Source organism: Parafrankia discariae (assembly GCF_000373365.1).
Lineage (GTDB): Bacteria > Actinomycetota > Actinomycetes > Frankiales > Frankiaceae > Parafrankia > Parafrankia discariae.
This window is the reverse complement of record NZ_KB891214.1, coordinates 1-22,084: the sequence shown is the minus strand read 5'-3', so window position 1 is coordinate 22,084 and position 22,084 is coordinate 1. Positions and strand designations below refer to the sequence as shown.

General features: G+C 75.6%; 2 protein-coding genes. Both read right to left on the bottom strand.

Annotated elements, in window-relative coordinates; all coding sequences use genetic code 11:
- Window positions 1-74: 74 nt before the first annotated feature.
- On the bottom strand, window positions 75-17,342 hold the full coding sequence (locus B056_RS36620; protein WP_018502752.1) for a type I polyketide synthase: 17,268 nt from the start codon (window positions 17,340-17,342) through the stop codon (window positions 75-77).
- Window positions 17,343-17,585: 243 nt separating this feature from the next.
- Window positions 17,586-22,084 (bottom strand): type I polyketide synthase (locus B056_RS36615; RefSeq protein WP_035751612.1); only part of this gene is annotated, 4,499 nt, incomplete at its 5' end.

Below are 22,084 nucleotides of genomic sequence, written 5' to 3'. Positions count from 1 at the left end.
ACGTCCCTTCGTTGGGGCTGGTCTCGTGCGGGCGGTGGCCGGGCCGGCCCGCTCAGTCGGGCCGGCCGGGTCGGCTAGGCCTGGCCCAGCAGCCAGTCGTGCACCAGGCCGGCGGTGGTGACGGCGTGCTCGTCCATCAGGGAGAAGTGATGGCCGGGCGCGTCGAGCGCCGTGTGCGGCTGGGTCCAGGTGGAGCGCCAGTCGTCGTCGGCGGGAGTGCCGGGCATCGGCTCGCTGGCCCGCAGCAGCAGGGTGGGGGCGTCGATCGCGGTGGGCGTCCAGTCTCCGAAGAGCTGGAAGTAGGCGCCCATCGCGGTCAGCCGGTCGTCCTCCAGCGGCGCGTACGAGTCGTCGTCTGCCGCCATGCCGCCGGTGAGCGCCGGCTGGATCCGGGCCAGCGCGGCGGCGTCCTGCTTGTAGATGTCGATGAGGACCAGTCCGCGCGGCCGGGCACCGCGCCGCTCCAGCTCGGCGGTGACGGCGTGCGCGAGCATGCCGCCGGAGGAGTGCCCGAGCAGGACGATCGGCGCGTCACCCAGCTCCGCCTGGATCGCGTCGGCCTGCGCCTGGATCACCGCGTCGACGGAGGCCGGCAGCGCCTCGTGCCGGGCGAAGCCCGGCACCGGCAGGACGCTGACGTCGCGGGTGTCCCGCAGCCCGTTCGCGAACCGCATGTACTCGTGCGGCCCGGAGATGGCGAGGATCGACGGGATGCAGACCAGGCCCGGCCGGGTGTCGCCCTTGGCCATCCGGAGCAGGCCCAGTGGGCGTTCCAGCTCCCGGCCGGAGCCGAACGTCGGCCGGAAGCTGGCCGCCGACATCAGCAGGTGCAGGAACTCCTCGGTGCGGCCCGCCTCGGCGGCCTGCCGGAACATCGCGGCGAACGTGGTGGAGCCGCCCCCGCGCTGCGCTTCACCCCCGCGCTGCGCACCGGCGGCACCGGCCGGGCCGGCCTCGCCGCCGCTGCGCCCGGCGAGCTGGGTGTCCAGGTGGGCGACGATCTTCTCCAGGGTGGGATGGTCGAACAGCAGCGTGGTGGGCAGCCGCAGGCCGGTGGCCGTCCCGAGCCGGTTGCGCAGCTCGACGGACGTCAGCGAGTCGAACCCGAGCTCCAGGAACTGGCGGTCGGGGGCGATGTCGTCCGGGGAGCCGTGGCCCAGGATGGCGGCCGCCTGCCGGCGGACCAGGTCGGTCAGGGCCGCCCGGCGCTCGGCCGCGCCCAGGCCGGCGAGCTGGCGCTGGAAGGCTCGCAGCGCCCGGCTGCCCCCGCCGCCCTGAGCCTGGCCGCCCGCGCCCGGGACCAGCCCGGCGAGCAGCGGTGGCAGCAGCCCGGTGGGGGCGGCGGCCCGCAGCGCCGCGTGGTCGAGCGCGATCGGCACCAGCAGGGACGTGTCGCCGGCCAGTGCCGTGGCCAGCGCGGTGTCGAACACGGCGAGGCCCTGCCTCGCGGTCAGCGCCACGATGCCGCCGTGGCGCATCCGCTCGCGCTCACTGTCGGTCAGGCCGGCCGTCATGCCGCCGTCGGACTCCCACATGCCCCAGGCCAACGAGAGTGCGGGAGTGCCGTCGGCGCGCAGCCGGGCGGCGAAGGCGTCCAGGAAGGTGTTCGCCGCCGCGTAGTTGCCCTGGCCGGTGTTGCCGAGGACGCCCGCCAGCGAGGAGTAGACGACGAACGCGGACAGCTGCCGCCCGGCGGTGGCGGCGTGCAGGTTGAGCACGGCGTCGACCTTGGGGCGCAGCACCCTGGTGAGTCGTTCGGGGGTCAGCGAGTCGAGCAGGCCGTCGTCGAGGACGCCGGCGGTGTGCACCACCGCCGACACCTCCAGGTCGGCCAGCGCCACCGTCACCGCGTCACGGTCGGCGACGTCGCAGGCGTCGAGCCGGACCCGGGCGCCGGCCTCGGTCAGCTCCTCGACCAGCTCGGCCGCGCCGGGCGCCGCGCTCCCCCGCCGCGACAGCAGCAGCAGGTCACGCACCCCGTGGACGTCGACGAGATGGCGGGCGAGCAGGGCACCGAGGGCACCGGTCGCACCGGTGACGACCACCGTGCCGGTCCCGAAACCGACCGCCGGGCCAGTGCTGCCGGCGGTCGGGGCCGGCGGGCGGGCCAGCCGTGGCGCCAGCACCGCACCGCCGCGGACCGCGGCCTGCGTGATGCCGGCGGCCACCACGCCGGGCAGCAGATCCCAGCCGTCGGCGTCGAGAGCTGGGCCGAGGTCGACGAGGTGGATGCGGTCGGGGTTCTCCGACTGCGCCGCCCGGACCAGTCCCCACAGCGCCGAACTCGCCAGGCCTTCGACCCGCTCGCCCGCAGCCGCGGCGACCACGCCGGCGGTCACCACGACCAGCCGGCCCTGCGCCCAGCCCGGATCCGACAGCCAGCCCCGCAACACCCGAAGCAGCGTCACCGTGCGGTCCCGCACCATCGCCGCGTCCAGACCGGCGACAGCCGGCGCGGTGGGGTCCTCGGGTGTGGCGGTGCAGTCGAGCACCAGGACGGCGGCCGGCTCCGGCAGCCCCGAGTCCGCCGCGTCGAGGGTGATCCGGGTCCAGCCGGTGGCCTCGGCGGGCTCCACCGGCCGTGGCACCCAGTCGAGCACGTACAGCGCGTCGCCGCCGGTGGTCCGCGCGGCCGGGAGCTGGTCAGGTGCGACCGGTCGCAGGGTCAGCCCGTCGACCTGCCCGACCGGCAGGCCGGATCCGTCCGCGAACGTCACCTGTACCGTGCCGCCCGCACCGGCCGTCTCACCTGTGCCGGCCGCGTCTCCCGCGCCCACCGGGGCGAGCCGGACCCGCAGCAGGCCACCTGCCGCCTCGAACAGGCGGACCCCGGTGAAGGCGAAGGGCAGCGCCAGGCCGCTCAGCGACGGCAGCACCGAACCGGTCGCGACAGGGTGCAGCGCGGCGTCGAGCAGGGCCGGGTGGACGGCGAACCCGTCCACCGGCTCGTCGACCGCCACCTCGGCGAACACCTCCTCACCGCGCCGCCACATCCGACGCAGCCCCTGGAACACCGGGCCGTAGCCCAGACCCATCTCCGCCAGCCCCTCGTACAGACCGGTCAGGTCGACCTCCGCACCACCAACCGGCGGCCAGGTGATCAGATCGGTCTCCTCCGGCACGACGTCGGTGTGTGCGGCCAGCGTGCCGGTCGCGTGCAGGGTCCAGGGGCCGGCGGCGCCGACGCGCGAATGCACCGTCACCGGACGGCTCCCGTCGTCGCCGCCGTCGGTCTCCGGGTCGTCGTGGCCGCCGGCGATGTCCCCGACGGTGACGCGGAGCTGGACGGAGCCGCGCTCCGGGAGCGGCAGCGGGGTCCGCAACAGCAACTCGTCCAGCACGGGCAGGCCGAGCCGGGCGCCGGCGGACAGCGCCAGCTCGACGAACGCCGTGCCCGCGAGCAGCGGCTGGCCGGCGACCGCGTGGTCGGCCAGCCAGGGCTGGCGCGCGGTGGACAGCGTGCCGGTGAACACCGTCGCCGCCGAACCCGGCACTTCGATCACCGCGCCGAGCAGCGGATGGCCGGTTCCGGTCAGCCCCAGCTCGGTGACGTCCCCGCCGCCGCCGGTGGCCGGCCGCGGCCAGTAGCGGGTCCGCTGGAAGGCATACGTGGGCAGTTCCACCTTCCGGGGCTGCCAGCCGCCGCACAACGCGGCCCAGTCCACGTCCACGCCCTGCACCCACGCTGTCGCGAGCCCGCGGCAAAGCTGTTCGGCGTCGTCATGGTCGCGGCGCAACGAACCCAACACCACCGGCTCGTCGAACCCGTCAGCCTCCAACGTCTCCGCGACCGCGACCGTCAACACCGGATGCGGACTGATCTCCACAAACGTCGTGAACCCCTCCCGGGCCAACCCACTCACCGCCGCGGAGAACCGCACCGGACACCGCAGATTCCGATACCAGTAATCGGTATCCAACACCGCGCCATCCACCCAGTCCGCCGTCACCGTCGACAACATCCGCACCTCACCCGGCGCCGACGTCACCTCACCCAACAGCTCATGGAAACGACCCTCATGCGGATCCAACGCCGCCGAATGCGACGCGAACCCACCCGCCACCGACCGAACCCGAACCCCCTCCGCCTCAAGACCAGCGACAAACGGCTCCAGCAACGCCACCGAACCACTCACCACCACCGACGACGGACCGTTCACCGCCGCGACGGAAAGCCCCTCCGGCAGCCGGCGCAGGATTTCCTCCTCGGCCGCCGCGACCCACACCATGTCCCCCGGACCCTCCAACTCGCTGAGGATCCGACTGCGCGCCACCACGATCCGCATCGCCTCCGACAGCGACAACACCCCCGCCACACACGCCGCCGCGATCTCCCCGTGGGAATGACCCACCACCGCGTCCGGACGAACCCCCGCCGCCCCCCACACCCGCGCCAACGACACCATCACACTGAACAACACCGGCTGCACCACATCGAGCCGCTCCAACGCCACCTCGTCACTCAGCGTCTCCCGCAACGACCAGTCCACCTGCCCGGACAACACCGCCGCGCACTCCTCCATCGCCGCCGCGAACACCGGCGAGCACTCCCACAACCGCACCGCCATCCCACACCACTGCGGACCCTGACCCGGGAACGCGAACACCACCTTCCGCCGTACCGCTCCCGGTCCGGACACGACCGACGGCGCGTCGGCGCCCTCGGCCAACGCCGCGAGATCCGACAGCAGGCCCGACCGGTCACCCGCGCCGCCGAGGACGACCGCCCGCTGGTCGAACACCGCCCTCGTCGAGGCCAGCGAACCGGCGACGTCCACCACATCGAGACCGGGCCGGTCGGTCACATGCCGACGCAGCCGCTCCGCCTGCGCCCGCAGCCCGGCCCCCTCCCGCGCCGACAACACCCACGGCACGACAACCGCGTCAGCCAACAACACCGGCCCGGCCGCCGCCGCAGTGGCGTGGCTTGTGCCCACGCCTGTCTCCGCCGCGGGCCCCTCGGACCCGGAACCGGTGGGTGCGAGCTCGGTCTCCGCGGGTGCCTGCTCGAGGATGACGTGGGCGTTGGTGCCGCTGATCCCGAACGCGGAGACCGCCGCCCGGCGCGGACGATCCGCCTCTTCCGGCCACGGCATGGACTCCGTCAGCAGCGACACCGCACCCGCCGACCAGTCGACGTGCGGCGTCGGCTCGTCCACGTTCAACGTCGCCGGCAACGTCCCGTGCCGCAACGCCTCCACCATCTTGATCACACCCGCCACACCCGCAGCCGCCTGCGTGTGACCGATGTTCGACTTGATCGACCCCAACCGCAACGGACGATCCACCGGCCGGCCCTGCCCGTAGGTCGCCAACAACGCCTGCGCCTCGATCGGATCACCGAGCGTCGTGCCCGTCCCATGGGCCTCCACCGCGTCGACATCGGCCGAGGTCAGGCGCGCGTTCGCCAGCGCCTGGCGAATCACCCGCTGCTGCGACGGGCCGTTCGGCGCCGTCATACCGTTGCTCGCGCCGTCCTGGTTCACCGCACTGCCGCGAACGACGGCGAGCACCGGATGGCCGAGCCGCTGCGCGTCGGAGAGCCGTTCGAGCAGGAGCATTCCCGCGCCCTCACCCCACGCGGTCCCGTCCGCGGCGCCGGCGAACGACTTGCAGCGGCCGTCGGTGGCCAGGCCCCGCTGCCGGGAGAACACGACGAACGTCCCCGGAGTCGCCATCACCGTCACACCACCGGCCAGCGCCATCTCACACTCACCGCCGCGCAGCGCCTGCACCGCCAGATGCAACGCGACGAGCGAGGACGAACACGCCGTGTCCACGCTCACCGCCGGGCCCTCCAACCCGAACGTGTACGAGATCCGACCCGACGCCACACTGCCACCCGTCCCGATGAAATCCCCCATCCCGTCCGGGGAACCCATCAGCACCATTCCGTAGTCGTCGTACATCGCGCCCACGAACACACCCGTACGAGAACCCCGCAATGCCGACGGCACCAGCCCGGCGCTCTCAAACGCCTCCCAGGACGTCTCCAACAGCAACCGGTGCTGCGGGTCTATCGCCAACGCCTCCCGCGGACTGATCCCGAACACACCGGGATCGAACTCCGCCGCGTCATACAGGAAGTTCCCCTGACGCACATACGTCGTCCCGGGACTGTCCGGGTCAGGGTTGTAGAGGCCCTCCAGATCCCAGCCGCGATCCCGCGGGAAGTCGCCGAGACTGTCCCGGCCGGTCGCCACCAGGGACCACAGGTCCTCGGGCGAGCGGACCCCGCCGGGGTAGCGGCACGCCATCCCGACGATCGCGATCGGCTCCTCGGCACCGGCACCCGAAGAACCCGCCAGCGCCACCGGCGCCACCGGCGCCGTCCCCGCCAACTCGTCGGCCACGAACGCCGACAACACGGCCACGTTCGGATAGTCGAACACCAACGTCGACGGCAACCGCAACCCCGTCGCCGCCACCAACCGGTTCCGCAACTCCACCGCCGTCAACGAATCAAAACCAAGCTCCTGAAACGCCCGGTTCGCATCCACCTCATCCGGACTCCCATAACCCAGAACACCCGCCACCTGACCACGCACCAACTGCCGCACCGCCACCAACCGCTCCACCACCGGCAACACCGCCAACCGCCGACCAAACGCCCCCGACGGCCCACCCCGCCGCACCCCCACACCCGGAACCAACCCAGCCAGCAGCGGCGGGACGAGGCCGGCCGCGGCGGCGGGCCGCAGTGCGGCGAGGTCGAGAACCAGCGCGGCGACGACCGACTGGCCGGTGTCCAGGGCGGCGTCGAAGGCGGCCAGGCCCTGGTCCACGGTCAGCGGCAGCACCCCGCCGCGGCGGATCCGCTCGCGCTCGCGGTCGTCGAGCGCGCCCATGCCGCTGTCGCTGTCCCACAGTCCCCAGGCCAGCGACAGCGCGGGAATGCCGTCCGCACGCAGGCGGGCGGCGAAGGCGTCCAGGAAGGTGTTCGCCGCCGCGTAGTTGCCCTGACCGGCGTTGCCGAACAGACCGGCCAGGGAGGAGTACAGGACGAACGCGGTCAGGTCGCGGCCGGCGGTCGCGGCGTGCAGGTTGACCACCGCGTCGACCTTGGCGCGCAGGACGGTGTCGAGCCGCTCCGGGGTGAGGGAGGTGAGAACGCCGTCGTCGAGGACACCGGCGGTGTGCACCACCGCGGAGACGTCCACGCCTGCCAGCGCCGCGGCCACCGCGGCGCCGTCCGCGACGTCGCAGGCGAGCAGCCGCACCCGGGCGCCTGCCTCGGTCAGTTCCTCGACCAGCTCGGCGCCCCCGGGCGCCGCCGGCCCCCGCCGGGACAGCAGCAGCAGGTCGCCGACCCCGTGGGTGGCGACGAGGTGACGGGCGAGCACGGTGCCGAGCGTCCCCGTCGCGCCGGTGATGACCACCGTTCCGGCGCCGAACCGGATGGCCGGCGGGCGCGCGACGGCCAGGCCGTCGCCGTCGGTAGCAGCTGCCGACGCCTCGGCCGGGGCGTCCTGCGTCGTCGGGGCAGGGTTCGGCGTGGGCTGGACGACGGCGGCGGCTGGCAGGCGGACGAGGCGGGGGGCGAGCAGCCGGGTGCCGCGGATCGCGGCCTGCGGCGGTCCGGCGGCGACGACCGCCGGGAGCAGGTCGCTGCCGTCGGCGTCGGTGTCGATCAGTTGGATGCGGTCGGGGTTCTCCGACTGTGCCGAGCGGACCAGGCCCCACAGGGCCGCGTCCGCCAGGCCGGGGACGGATTCGCCGGGACCGGCCGCGATCGCGCCGCGGGTCGTCACGACCAGCCGGCTGTCGGCCCAGCCCGGCTCGGCGAGCCAGGCCTGGATCAGGGACAGCAGCGCGGCCGTCCGCCGCCGCACGAGCGCGGCCGTGAGCCCGCCGGCCCCTGGATCGTCGGACGTCAGGTCCTCGGCCAGGAGATCCCGGGCGCTCGGTTCGAGGGCGGTGGCGGTGTCCACCAGCAGGACCGGGGCCGGCTCGGGCAGCGGGTCGCCGAGACGCACCGACACCCAGCCGGGCTGCCCACCGCCGGCGGCGGAGGCCGGACGGTCGATCCATTCGACGCCGTAGAGCAGGCGGTCGGCGGCACCGGCGGAGAACTGCTCCGGCGACAGCGGGCGCAGCGTCAGGCCGGCCACCTGGGCGACCGGCAGGCCCGTAGCGTCGGCGATCGACATCCGCACCGTGTCGGCGCCGCCGGTGAGCTCGATGGCGACCCGCAGGGTGCTGCCGGCCGCGCCGAGCAGGCGGACCTCGGACAGGGCGAACGGCAGCCGGACGCCGCCCTCGGCGGGGAACAGGCCGCCGGCGGCGATGGCGTGCAGGGCCGCGTCCCAGAGCGCCGGGTGCAGGTGGAAGCCGTCCGTCGGCTCCGGCGTGGCGACCTCGGCGAACACCTGGCCGGCCCGGCGCCAGGCCCGGCGCAGGCCGCGGAAGGCCGGCCCGTAGCCGAGGCCGGCGTCGGCGAGCACGTCGTAGAGGCCGTCGAGGGGCAGCTCGTCGGCGCCGCGCGGCGGCCACACGACCAGGCCCCCGTCGTCGGACGAGCCGGCCGCGCTGTCAGAGCCGGTGGAGCCGTCAGAGCCGGCGGCGTCGTCGGCGCTGGCGTCGTTCGGGGCGAGCGTGCCGGTGGCGTGGACCGTCCACGGCTCGTCGTCGCCGTCCAGGGTCTGCGAGTAGACGGTCAGCGCGCGGCGGCCGTCCTCGCCGGGGGTCGCCACGGCGACCTGGAGACGCACTCCGCCCCGCTCCGGCAGCATCAGCGGGACCCGCAGGACCAGCTCGTCCAGGACGGGGGCGCCGACCCGCTCGGCGGCGGTGAGGGCGATCTCGGCCAGGGCGGTGCCGGGCACCACGTAGCGGCCCATCACCCGGTGGTCGGCGAGCCACGGCTGATCGGCCAGTCCGAGCCGGCCGGTGAGCAGCATGCCGTCGCCGTCGGCGCGGGTCACCGCCGCGCCCAGCAGCGGGTGCGCGGTCGCCACCTGGCCCATGCCGGCCGGGTCGCCGCTGGCCACCGCGCGCAGCCGCGGCCACAGCGGCACCTGCTGGAAGGCGTAGGTCGGCAGGTCGACGCGGGTGGCGCCGGTGCCGGCGAACACCGCCCGCCAGTCGACGTCGAGGCCGTCGACGAACAGCTGGCCGACCGCGGCGAGCAGGGTGGCGGGCTCGTCGCGGTCGCGGCGCAGGGCCGCCACGGCCAGCACCCGGCCGGCCTCGTCGGCGCCCGCGGCGCTCGCAGCACCCCCGGGGCTGTCGGCGGGTTCGGTCGCGGTGCTGTCGGCGACCATGGCGGTGAGGATGCCGTCGGGGCCCAGTTCGAGGATGCGGGTCATGCCCTGGGCCGCCATCGTCACGGCGGCGTCGGCGAACCGGACCGGCTGGCGGACCTGGTTCACCCAGTAGCCCGGGTCCGACCAGGTGCCCGGCCGCACCACCGCCCCGGTCACGGTCGACACCCCGGGCAGCGACGGCTCCCGCAGCTCGACGCCCGCCACCACGGTGGCGAAGTCGGCCAGCATCGGCTCCATCAGCCGGGAGTGCGCCGCGTGGCTGATGGCCAGCCGGTTCGTCTTCCAGCCGAGCGTCGCCGCCAGCTCGGCGGCCGCGACGATCGCGTTCTCCAGGCCGGAGAGCACCACCGAGGTCGGCCCGTTCACGGCGGCGACGTCCAGGGTGAGGCCCGCGGACCGGACCGCGGCGACCACCTCGGCCTCGGGGGCACGCACGGCGAGCATCGCCCCGCCGGCGGGCAGCGACTGCATGAGGCGCCCCCGGGCCGCGACCATCGCCGCGGCGTCAGCCAGGTCCAGCACGCCGGCCGCGTACGCAGCGGCGATCTCGCCGGTCGAGTGGCCGGCAACCAGCTCGGGGTGGACACCCCACGAGCGGACCAGGGCCAGCAGACCCACCTCGACGGCGAACAGCGCCGGCTGCGCGTAGCCCATCTGGTCCAGCGGCGCCGGGTCGGCGCCGTCGACGACGGAGCGCAGCGGCCGGTCGAGGTGCTTGTCGAGCAGGTCGCAGACCTCGTCGAAGGCGGCGGCGAAGACCGGGAACGTGTCGTACAGGCCCCGGCCCATGCCGAGCCGCTGCGCGCCGTGGCCGGTGAAGACCACCCCGAGCCGGCCCGCGCGGACCACTCCGCGTGCCGTGGCGGGCGCGTCCCCGTCGGCCGCGAGCGTGGCCAGCGCGGTGGACAGGGCGGCGGCGTCCGGGGCCAGCACGACCGCGCGATGCGACAGCGTCGCCCGGGCCGTCAACGACCAGCCGAGGCTCGCCAGATCCGACTCGGGCAGGGCGCGAAGATGCGCGCCCAACCGGCCCGCCTGACCGGCGAGCGCGGCCGGCTCCGCGGCCGAGAGCACCACCGGCACCACCGGCAGCTCCACGAGCGCCGCGCCCGGCGCGACCGGGTTCGCCCTGCCCGGGTCGCCTGTGACCAGGCCGCCCGGGCCCGGCTCCGCGGTGGACGGGTCGGCGGCGGTCGGGGCTTCGAGGATGACGTGCGCGTTCGTACCGCTGATCCCGAACGACGACACCGCCGCCCGCCGCGGCCGATCCGCGCCCACCTCCCACGGCTGGTCCTCGGTGAGCAGCTCCACCGCGCCGGCGTCCCAGTCGACCTTCGAGGACGGCTCGTCCACGTGCAGGGTGCGCGGCAGCACGCCGTGCCGCATCGCCTGGACCATTTTGATCACACCGGCGACGCCGGCCGCGGCCTGGGTGTGGCCGATGTTCGACTTGACCGACCCCAGCCACAGCGGCCGGTCGGCGGGCCGGTCCTGACCGTAGGTCGCCAGCAGCGCCTGCGCCTCGATCGGGTCGCCGAGTGTCGTGCCCGTCCCATGGGCCTCGACGACGTCCACGTCGGCGGTGCCCAGCCGCGCGCTCGCCAGCGCCTGGCGGATCACCCGTTGCTGCGACGGGCCGTTCGGCGCCGTCAGGCCGTTGCTCGCCCCGTCCTGGTTGACGGCGCTGCCACGGACGACGGCGAGCACGGGGTGGCCGTTGCGCTGGGCGTCGGAAAGGCGCTCGACGAGGAGCATGCCGGCGCCCTCACCCCAGCTGGTGCCGTCGGCGGCGTCAGCGAAGGACTTGCAGCGGCCGTCGGCGGCGAGGCCGCGCTGGCGGCTGAACTCGATGAACGCGGCCGGGGTGGACATCACGGTGACGCCGCCGGCCAGTGCCAGGTCGCACTCGTGGTTGCGCAGCGCCTGGGCGGCGAGGTGCAGGGCGACCAGCGACGAGGAGCAGGCGGTGTCGATGGTGACGGCCGGGCCCTCGAACCCGAAGACGTAGGCGACCCGGCCGGAGACGAGGCTGGTCGCGCCCGCGGCGCTCTGGTAGGCCTCGGTGAACTCGGCCGCCTGCTGCATGATCGCCGCGTAGTCGCTGGACAGCACCCCGGCGAACACCCCGGTGCGGCTGCCGCGCAGGTCGGTCGGGTCGATGCCGGCCCGCTCGAGCGCCTCCCAGGAGATCTCCAGCAGGAGCCGCTGCTGCGGGTCCATGACGAGGGCCTCGCGCGGGCTGATGCCGAAGAAGTCCGCGTCGAAGTAGGGCGCCCCGGCGACGAAGCCGCCCTCGCGGGAGTAGGACGTCCCGGGGTGGTCGGGGTCCGGGTCGAACAGCGCCTCGAGATCCCAGCCGCGGTCGGCCGGGAAGGGGCTCACCCCGTCGCGGCCCTCGGCCAGCATCCGCCACAGCTCGTCCGGGCCGTCGACGCCGCCGGGCAGCCGGCAGCCCATCCCGACGATGGCGATCAGCTCGTCGCCCGCCGATCCGGCCCGCGCCGCGGTGGACGTCCCGCCGGGGGCGAGCGCGGTCCCGGCCGCACCGGCCAGGGCGTCCCACAGGTGGCCGGCGAGCGCGGCCGGGGTCGGGTAGTCGAAGGTCAGCGTGGCCGGCAGCCGCAGGCCGGTCGCCGCGGCCAGCCGGTTGCGCAGTTCCACGGAGGTCAGCGAGTCGAAACCCAGCTCGTTGAACGCCCGCCCGGCGGGCACGGCCTCCCCGGAGGCGTGGCCGAGCACGGCGGCGACCTGGCCCCGGACCAGGTCGAGCAGCAGCCGGTCCTGCTGGGCGCGCGGCCGGCCGGCGAGCCGGGCGAGCAGCGCCGGGCCGGCTGGGCCACCCGCGCTGGCCCGGCGGGTGGCCGACCGCGGGCCCTGGACGAGCCCGCGTAGCAGCGGCGGCAGTCCCGGATCGCCGTGGCGGGCACGCAGCACGGTGCTGTCCAGCCGGACCGGGACGAGCAGCGCGCGGTCCGGCCCGACCGCCGCGTCGCAGGCGGCGTCGTAGGCGGCGAGGCCCTGCTCCGCGGTGAGCGCGCCGATGCCGCCACGGTTCATCCGCGCCCGGTCGAGGTCGCTGAGCGCGCCGGCCATGCCGGTGGCGGTGTCCCACATCCCCCAGGCGAGGGACGTCGCCGCCAGGCCGCGGGCCCGGCGGAACGCCGCGAACGCGTCGAGGAACGTGTTGGCCGCCGCGTAGTTCGCCTGCCCCGCCGTGCCCAGCAGACCCGACACCGACGAGAACAGCACGAAGGCGTCGAGGTCATGCTCCAGCGTCGCCTCGTGCAGGTTGACGACCGCGTCGACCTTCGCCCGCAGCACCGTGTCCAGCCGCGCCGGGGTCAGCGAGCCGACCAGGCCGTCGTCCACCACTCCCGCCACGTGCACCACGGCCCGGACGGGTACCCCGACCAGCGCCTGGTCCAGTTCGGTGCGGTCGGCGACGTCGCAGGTCAGCAGCCGCACCCGGGCGCCGGCCTCGGTCAGCTCCGACCACAGCTCCGGCGCCCCCGGCGCCGACGACCCGCGCCGGCTCAGCAGCAGCAGGTCCCGCACACCCCGTTCGTGCACCAGGTGGCGCACCAGCAGCGACCCGAGGCCACCGGTCGCCCCCGTCACCACCACCACGCCGTCGGTGGGCGCGTCCTGCGCGGACGTCTCCTGCGCGGTCGCGGCATCCGCGGACGGCGGTTCCGCGGAACCGCCGTCCGCGGGCACGGGAGTCGCGGGAACCGGGGTCGGGTCGGCGGTCACCCGCACCAGCCGCGGCACGGTGACCGTGCCGCCGCGGACGTGTGCCTGCGGCTCGGCGGCGGCGACGAGCGCCGGCAGGACGGCCCGGGAGGCCGGGTCACCGTCGACGTCGGTGATCGTGATCCGCCCGGGGTGCTCGCTCTGCACGGACCGCAGCAGCCCCCAGACCGCCGCGTGCGTCAGGTCGGTCACCGTGGCGCCGGCCGGGCCGGCGATCGCGCCGGCGGTGGTCACGACCAGGCCCGTGTCGGCGAACCGCCCGTCGGCCAGCCAGCGCTGGACGAGCGCGAGCATCCGCCGGGTCGCCGCGCCGACCGCCCCCGCGTCGACGGGGCGGTCCGGGTCGTCGGCGGCGGCGTCGGGCGGGCAGTCCACGACGAGGACGGCCGGCGCCGGCTGGCCGGCGTCGACCCGCGCGGCGAGCGCGTCGAGATCCGGGCAGACCTCCGATGGCAGACCCGCGGCCGGCTCGGCGCCGAGGAGGACCCAGCCCTCGTGCGGCGCGTCGGTGGTCGGCAGGTGCGGGTCCACCCAGTCGACGCCGAACAGCGACTGCCCGCCGCCCTCCGTCGACGCGCGGACCTGGTCGTCGGTGACCGGCCGCAGCGCCAGCGACCCGACGGTGACCACGGCGGCACCGGTCTCGTCCATCGCGACCAGGCCGACCCGGTCGGCGCCGGTCAGCGTCAGGCGCACCCGCAGCGCGGCGGCGCCGACCCGGTGCAGGTCCACGCCGCTCCAGGCGAACGCCATCCGGGCCTGGTGGCTCCCGGGCGCCTCGGCGAGCGCGACGCCGTGCAGCGCCGCGTCGAGCAGGGCCGGGTGCAGCCGGAACCGGCCGGCCTCGACGGACTCGCTCTCCGGCAGGCTCACCTCGGCGTAGACGTCGTCGCCGAGCCGCCAGGCGGCCGTCAGGCCGCGGAACGACGGGCCGTAGCCGAAGCCGACGTCGTCGAGCCGGTCGTAGAACCCATCCAGGGGCAGTGCCACCGCACCGGCCGGCGGCCACGCGGCGACGTCGGCGAGATCGGCCGGGGCGGCGGGGTCGGCGGGCTCCGCCGGGACGTCAGCCGCCGGCGCGAGCAGGCCGGCGGCGTGCAGCGCCCACGGCTCGTCGGCGAGCGCCCCCTCCGGCCGGGAGTGGATGGTCACCGGACGGCGGCCGTACCCGTCGGCCGCGCCGGTCACCACCTGGAGCTGGACGCCGCCGGTGGCCGGGACGAACAGCGGTGCCTGGGCGGTGAGCTCGTCGAGCACCGGCGTGCCGACCTGCTCGCCGGCGCGCAGCGCGAGCTCGACCATGGCGGTGCCGGGCAGGACGGCCGTGCCGAGCACCGTGTGCTCGGCCAGCCAGGGGTGGGTCGGCACGGACAGCCGGCCGGTGAACACCGTGCCGTCGGCATCGGCGAGCGCGACCACCGCGCTGATCATCGGATGGTCGGTCGCGAGCTGGCCCAGGCCGGCGGCGTCGGTGAACGCGGCGGCGTCCGGCCGCGGCCAGTAGGTCGCGTGCTGGAAGGGATAGGTCGGCAGGTCGATCCGCTGGCCGGCAGCGCCCGCGTACAGGGCGCTCCAGTCGACGGTGGCGCCGTGGGTGTGCAGCCGGGCCAGCGTGGTGAGCAGGGTGCCCACCTCGTCCCGCTCGCGGTGCAGGACGGCGGCGCACAGCCGGCCGGCCGCGCCGGCCGGCGCGGCACCGTCCGCCGTGGCCCCGGGCAGCGGGTCACCGAGGAGCGCGTCGAGCGCGTCCTCGGTCATCGCGGTGAGGGTCGAGTCCGGGCCGAGCTCCAGGAACCGGATCGTCTCCAGCCCGGCCAGGGCGGCGACGGCGTCGGCGAAGCGGACCGGCCGGCGGACCTGCTCCACCCAGTAGGCGGGGTCGGTCCACTCGCCCGGCCGCACCGCCCGGCCGGTGACGGTGGACACCGCGGCCAGGGTGGGCTCGGCGAAGCGCAGCCCACGCACCACGGTCTCGAACTCGGCGAGCATCGGGGTCATCAGCGACGAGTGGAAGGCGTGGCTGACCCGCAGCCGGCTGGTCCGCCAGCCGCGCGCGGCGGCGAGCCCGGCGAAGGCGTCGACCGCGCCGGCCGGGCCGGAGACGACGACCGCCCGCGGCCCGTTGACCGCGGCGATGTCTAGCGGCCCCGCGCCGCCCTCGCCCGGGGCCGTCATGCCCGCGAGCACCTCGGCGACCTGCTTCTCGGTGGCCTGCACGGCGATCATCGCGCCGCCGGCCGGCAGCGCCTGCATCAGCCGGCCGCGGGCGAGGACGAGCGTCGCGGCGTCGGCCAGGTCGAGCACGCTGGCGGCGTGCGCGGCGGCCACCTCGCCGATCGAGTGGCCGGCGACCGCGTCCGGGGTGATCCCCCAGCCGCGCAGCGTCTCCAGCAGGGCGACCTGCAGCGCGAAGATGGCCGGCTGGGCGTAACCGGTGCCGTCGAGCCGCGCCGGCTCGTCGAGCAGGACGGTGCGCAGCGGCCGGTCCAGGTGCGGGTCGAGCTGCGCGCACACCCGGTCGAAGGCCGCGGCGAACTCGGGGAACCGGGTGTAGAGGCGCTGTCCCATTCCCGGGCGCTGGCTGCCCTGGCCGGTGAACAGCAGTGCCAGCCGGCCGCGGGCGGCGACCCCCCGGGTCAGGCCGACGCCGGCTTCGTCGACGGCGAGCGCGGCGAGCGCCTGGGTGAGCGTCTCGCGGTCGTCGGCGAGCACGACGGCCCGGTGCTCGAACACGGCGCGCCCGGTGGCGAGCGACCAGCCCAGGTCGGCGGGGTCGAGCTGCGGGCGGTCCTGGACGTGGGTGAACAGCTGCTGGGCCTGCGTCCGCAGCGCGTCGGCGTCCCGCCCGGACAGCACGACCGGCAGCGTCCCGCGTCGGTCCGACGCCGGTTCCGCGGCGCCGTCCGGTTCCGCGGAACCGGACGGCTCGGCGTCCGCCGGGGGCGCCTCTTCGATGATCATGTGGACGTTGGTGCCGCTCACGCCGAACGAGGAGACGCCGGCGCGGCGCGGCCCGGCGGCCCGCGGCCACGGCCGCGCCTCGGTGAGCAGCCGCACGGCGCCGGCGGACCAGTCCACGTGCGGGCTCGGCTCGTCCGCGTGCAGTGTCCTGGGCAGGATGCCCTCGCGCATCGCGAGGATCATCTTGATCACCCCGGCGACGCCGGCGGCGGCCTGGGTGTGCCCGATGTTCGACTTCACCGAGCCGAGCCACAGCGGCCGGTCGGCGGGCCGGTCCTGGCCGTAGGTGGCGAGCACCGCCTGGGCCTCGATCGGGTCGCCGAGGCGGGTGCCGGTGCCGTGGGCCTCGACGACGTCCACGTCGGGGACGGCGAGGCGGGCGTTCGACAGCGCCTGGCGGATCACCCGCTGCTGCGACGGGCCGTTCGGCGCGGCCAGGCCGTTGCTGGCGCCGTCCTGGTTGACCGCGCTGCCGCGGATCAGGCCGAGCACCGGATGGCCGAGCCGGCGGGCCCGGGAGAGCCGTTCGAGCAGCAGCAGCCCGACGCCCTCGGCGAGCCCGAAGCCGTCGGCGGCGGCGGAGAACGCCTTGCAGCGCCCGTCGCGGGCGAGCCCGCGCTGGCGGCTGAACTCGGTGAACGCGCCGGGGGTGGTCATCACGGTCACGCCGCCGGCCAGCGCCAGCCCGCACTCGTCCTGGCGCAGCGCCTGCGCGGCGAGGTGCAGCGCGACCAGCGACGACGAGCAGGCGGTGTCGATGGTGACGGCGGGCCCCTCCAGCCCGAGCGCGTAGGAGACCCGGCCGGAGATCACCGCCGCGGTGGTGCCGGTGACGAGGAAACCCTCGGCGGACTGCGCGGCGCCGCCGAGCAGCCGGGTGTAGTCCTGGTTGTTGGAGCCGACGAAGACGCCGGTGCGGCTGCCGCGCACCGTGGTCGGGTCGATGCCGGCCCGTTCGAACGCCTCCCAGGCCACCTCGAGGACGTGCCGCTGCTGCGGGTCCATCGCGAGGGCCTCGCGCGGGCTGATGTCGAAGAAGGCGGCGTCGAACTCGCCGGCACCGGCGAGGAAGCCGCCCTCGGAGACGTAGGTGGCACCGGGCTGGTCGGGGTCGGGGTGGTTGAGCGCGTCGAGATCCCAGCCGCGGTCGGCGGGCGGGCGGGCGATGCCGTCGCGGCCCTCGTGCACCAGGCGCCACAGGTCGTCCGGCGAGGCGACGTCGCCGGGGTAGCGGCAGGCCATGCCGATGATCGCGATCGGCTCCTGGTCGGCCGACTCCGCCTCGCGCAGCCGCTCCCGCGTCTGGTGCAGATCGGCGGTCACCCGCTTGAGATAGTCAAGGAGTTTCTCTTGGTCCACCATCTCGAAGCCTCACCAGGGTCGGTCGGACGAACAGGGCACGACCCGTTCGCCCTTCAGGTCGCCGGGAACTGCACGATCAGCCTGCGGCGGCGGGCGGCCGGCCTTTTGCCGCCCGCTATACCGGCGACACGAGGGAATGGCGCCCACAGGGATTCTGGGACCACTACTGTCCAGCCGAAACTATTCAGGGGAACCCCACCCGACAACCCCTAGGGTGCCCCTAGCAATCAATGCGGGTAGCGGTCAGGAAATACCAAGCTCATTGTCGATGAAACTGAGGATTTCATCCGCGCTGGCCGCCTGGAGCCGGTCCGCCACGGACGGCGCGGCCGTCTCGTCCTGGGAGTCGTTCCACCTCGCCAGCAGCCCCTGCAGCCGCATGGTTATGCGCATCCGGGCGGCGGTGTCGTCGGCACCGGCGGCTGCCAGCGCGTCCTCGATCTGGTCCAGGCCGGCGAGAACGGTTTCCGCGGCATTCACCGCACCGTCACTCAGACCGGCCCGGACGAATTGCGCGACGGCCGACGGCGAAGGATGGTCGAACACCACCGTGGCCGGAAGGACAAGCCCGGTGGCCGCGTTCAGCCGGTTCCGGAAATCTATCGAGGTGAGCGAGTCGAAGCCGAATTCCTTGAACGGCCGGGCGGCGTCGATCGCCGCCGGGTCGGCATACCCCAGCACCGCGGCGGCATGCGCCTGGACGAGCTGCACCAGGATCTGCTCGTGCTCGCCGGCCGGCGCCGCGGCCAGCCGGCGGCGCAGCTGCGCACCCGCGTCGGCACCCGCCGCCGGGTCGGCCGCCGCCCCGGCGGCGCGCAGCCGCCGGACGGCCGGCAGGTCCTCGATCAGCGGCCGGCGCCGGGCGATCCCGAACGCGGGCGCGAACACCGCCCAGTCGACGTCCGCGACGGCGAGGAACGTCTCGCCCGCGCCGACCGCCTGCGCCAGCGCGGCGAGCGCCGCCGCCGGGTCCATCGCCCGCAGCCCGCGCCGGCGCATGTACTCCTCGCCGCCGATCGCCGCGGCCATCCCGGCGCCGTCCCACAGGCCCCAGGCGATCGACGTCACCGGCAGGCCGCGGCGGCGGCCCTGCTCGGCGAGGGCGTCGAGGGCGGCGTTGGCGGCGGCGTAGCCACCCTGGCGGGCGCTGCCCCAGACCCCGGCGTTGGACGAGAACAGCACCACCGCGTCCAGCGCCGCCGCATCCGGGGGCTCCGGGGCGAGCAGGTCGAGCAGGTGGGCGGCGCCGGTGACCTTGCCGGAGCGGGTCCGCGCCAGTTCGTCCGGGGTGATGTCGGCCAGCGGGGTCAGCGGCAGCACGCCGGCCGTGTGGAAGACCGACCGGACCTGCTCGCCGGCCGCCGCGAGGCCGGCGAGCAGGTCGGCGAGCGCGGCGCGGTCCGCGGTGTCGCAGGCGGCGATCGTGACCCGGGCGCCGAGCCCGGTCAGCTCCGCGCGCAGCTCGGCCGCGCCCGCGGCGGACGCACCCTGCCGGCTGGTGAGCACCAGGTGCTCGGCCCCCGCCGCGGCCGCCCACCGGGCGACATGACCTCCGAGCGCGCCGGTACCACCGGTGACCAGCACCGTCCCGCGCGGCCGCCAGTCAGCCGCCGCCGGGGCGGCGGATGCCGGGCCTTCGGCTGCCGATGCTGCCGGAGTCGTGGGTGCCGAAGTCGGGGCTGCCGGGGCCGGGGCCAGGCGGCGGGCCAGGATTCCGGTGCCGCGGACGGCGATCTGGTCCTCGTCGTCGAGCCCGGCGAGGACAGCGGCGATCCGTTCGCCCGCCCGGGTGTCGAGCGCCGCCGGCAGGTCGAGCAGGCCGCCCCAGCGCTCAGGATGCTCCAGGCCGATGACCCGGCCGATCCCCCAGACCTCCGCGGGGGCGACCGCGGCGGGCGGGTCGGCGGCGAGGGCCGCGACCGCGCCCTGGGTGACGATCCACAGCGGGACGTCCAGGCCGGCGTCACCGAGCGCCTGCGCGGCGAGCAGGGTGCCCGCCACCATGGGCACGGCGGCATCCGCCGGCTCACCGAAGTCCACCGCGCCGTCGGTCGGTGTGGCACGTGGGAGGGCCAGCAGGGAGAGCACGCCGACGGGCGGGTCCTGGGCGGTGCCGCGCCCGCGTAGCCGCGCGGCCAGCTCGGCGCGGTCGAGGCCGCCGTCCAGCACGAGCCGCTCCGGGTGGGCCCCGTGCCGGCGCAGCAGGTCGGTCAGCGGGCCCGCCGCCGCCGTGTTGTCCGCCGCGACGAGGACCAGCCAGGTGCCCGGGAGCCGGGCCGGTTCCGGCTCGGCCAGCGGACGCCAGGCCATCCGGTAGCGCCAGGCGTCGAGCCGGGAGCGTTCGCGCTGGCCGCGCCGCCAGGTCGCCAGCGCCGGCAGCACGCCGTCGAGCGCACCCTCCTCGAGGCCGAGCTCGGCGGACAGGCCGGTCGCGTCCCGCGCCTCGACCGCGGTCCAGAAGCTCTCCTCGGCGCCGCCGTCCGGGCTGGCGGGCGCGGGGTCGTCGCCGGTGAGCCCGTCGGTGAGCCAGAAATGCCGATGCCGGAACGCGTACGTCGGCAGCTCGGGCAGGTCGCGCGCCGGCCGTCCGGGGAAGATCGTGGACCAGTCGACCGGTAGCCCCTGGACGTACGCCTCGGCCAGCGAGCGGGCCTGCCGGGCCGGGCCGTCCTCGCCGCGGCGCAGCGTGCCGAGCACGGCCGCCTCGACGCCGGCGGCCTCGACCGTCTCGCGCAGCGGGACCATCAGCACGGGGTGTGGGCTGACCTCGGTGAAGTGCCGGAACCCCGCCGCCAGCAACCGCTCCGTGGCGGCCGCGAACAGCACCGGCCGGCGCAGGTTCTCATACCAGTAGCCCCCGTCGACCCCGGCGACCACCGGCTCACCGGTCACCGTCGAATACCACGGCACCACCGGCGCCCGGCCCTCGACATCAGCCAGCTCCTCGCCCAACCGCTCCCGGACCGCCTCCACCTGCGGCGAATGCGACGCNTAATCCACGTCGATCACCCGGGCCCGCACCTCCCGACCCGCACACCACCCNACCAGCCGCTCCACCGCGTCCCGCTCACCGGCCACCACGACCTGACCCGGACCGTTCACCGCAGCCACGCTCACCCCGGGCCAGTCACCCAGCCATTCGGCCGCGGTCCGCGCCGAAACGCTCACCGACGCCATCGCGCCGACCCCGGCCAGTTCCCGCAGCGCGGCCGACCGCAACGCGACGACCTTCGCCCCATCCCGCACCGACAAAGCCCCCGCCACCACCGCCGCCGCGATCTCCCCCTGCGAATGCCCCACCACCGCCGCCGGCACCACCCCGAACGACCCCCACCACCCCGCCAACGACACCATCACCGCCCACAACAACGGCTGCACCACCTCCACCCGATCCACCACCGCACCCGCACGCAACAGATCCACAGCCGAGAAATCAACGAACTCCGCCAGAGCCGCGTCACACTCCGCCATCCGCGCCGCGAACACCGGCGACGCCTCCAGCAAAGAAGCCGCCATCCCCGCCCACTGACCACCCTGACCCGGGAAGACGAAAACCACACCACCGGCCGGGCCGGCGATGCCCGAGACGACGTCGGCGGAAGGGACGCCCTCGGCCAGCGCGCGCAGGCCGGCCGGGTCCAGGGCTACCGCCCGGTGTTCCAGCGCGGCCCGGCGGGTCAGCGCCGCGCCGACCGCCGCCGGCGGCAGGTCCGGGTGGTCCCGCAGGAACGCCGCCAGCCGCGCGGCCTGGGCGCGCAGCGCCGCCGGCTCCCGGGCGGCGAGCGGCAGCAGTGCCGCCGGCCCGCCACCCGTGGACGACGCCGTCCCGGCCGGGCCGACGCCGACGCCGACGCCGACGCCGACGCCGACGCCGACGCCGTCGGCCGCGGGGTCGTCCGCGGGGTCGGGCTGTTCGAGGATCACGTGGGCGTTGGTGCCACTGATGCCGAACGAGGAGACGGCGGCCCGGCGCGGGCGGTCCATCTCCGGCCAGGCACGCTCCTCGGTCAGCAACGCCACCGTCCCCGGCGACCAGTCGATGTGCGGTGACGGCGCGTCCACGTGCAGCGTCCGCGGCAGCACCCCCGCCCGCAACGCCATGATCATTTTGATCATGCCGGCCACACCCGCGGCCGCCTGCGTGTGGCCCAGGTTCGACTTCACCGAGCCGAGCCAGAGCGGCCGGTCGGCCGTCCGCTCCCGCCCGTAGGTGGCGAACAGCGCCTGCGCCTCGATCGGGTCGCCGAGCCGGGTCCCCGTCCCGTGCGCCTCCACGACGTCGACGTCGGCGGCGCTCAGCTGGCCGTCGGCGAGCGCGGCGCGGATCACCCGCTGCTGGGACGGGCCGTTCGGGGCGGTCAGCCCGTTGCTGGCACCGTCCGAGTTCACCGCGCTGCCCCGGACCACGGCCAGGATCCGGTGCCCGTTGCGGCGGGCGTCGGACAGCCGCTCGACCAGGAGCGCGCCGACGCCCTCGGACCAGCTCGAACCGTCGGCGGCGGCGGCGAAGGGCTTGCACCGGCCGTCCGCCGCCGCCGCGCCCTGCCGGCCGATCTCCACGAACGTGCCGGGGTTCGCCATCACCGTCACCCCACCCACCAACGCCATCTCACACTCACCAGCCCGCAACGCCTGCGCCGCCAGATGCAACGCCACCAACGACGACGAACACGCCGTGTCCACCGTCACCGCCGGACCCTCNAGACCAAACGAATACGCCACCCGCCCCGACACCACACTCC

Excerpts from the sequence above, each read along its gene's own strand:
- B056_RS36620 (WP_018502752.1), bottom strand. The coding sequence starts at position 17,342 with ATGGTGGACCAAGAGAAACTCCTTGACTATCTCAAGCGGGTGACCGCC.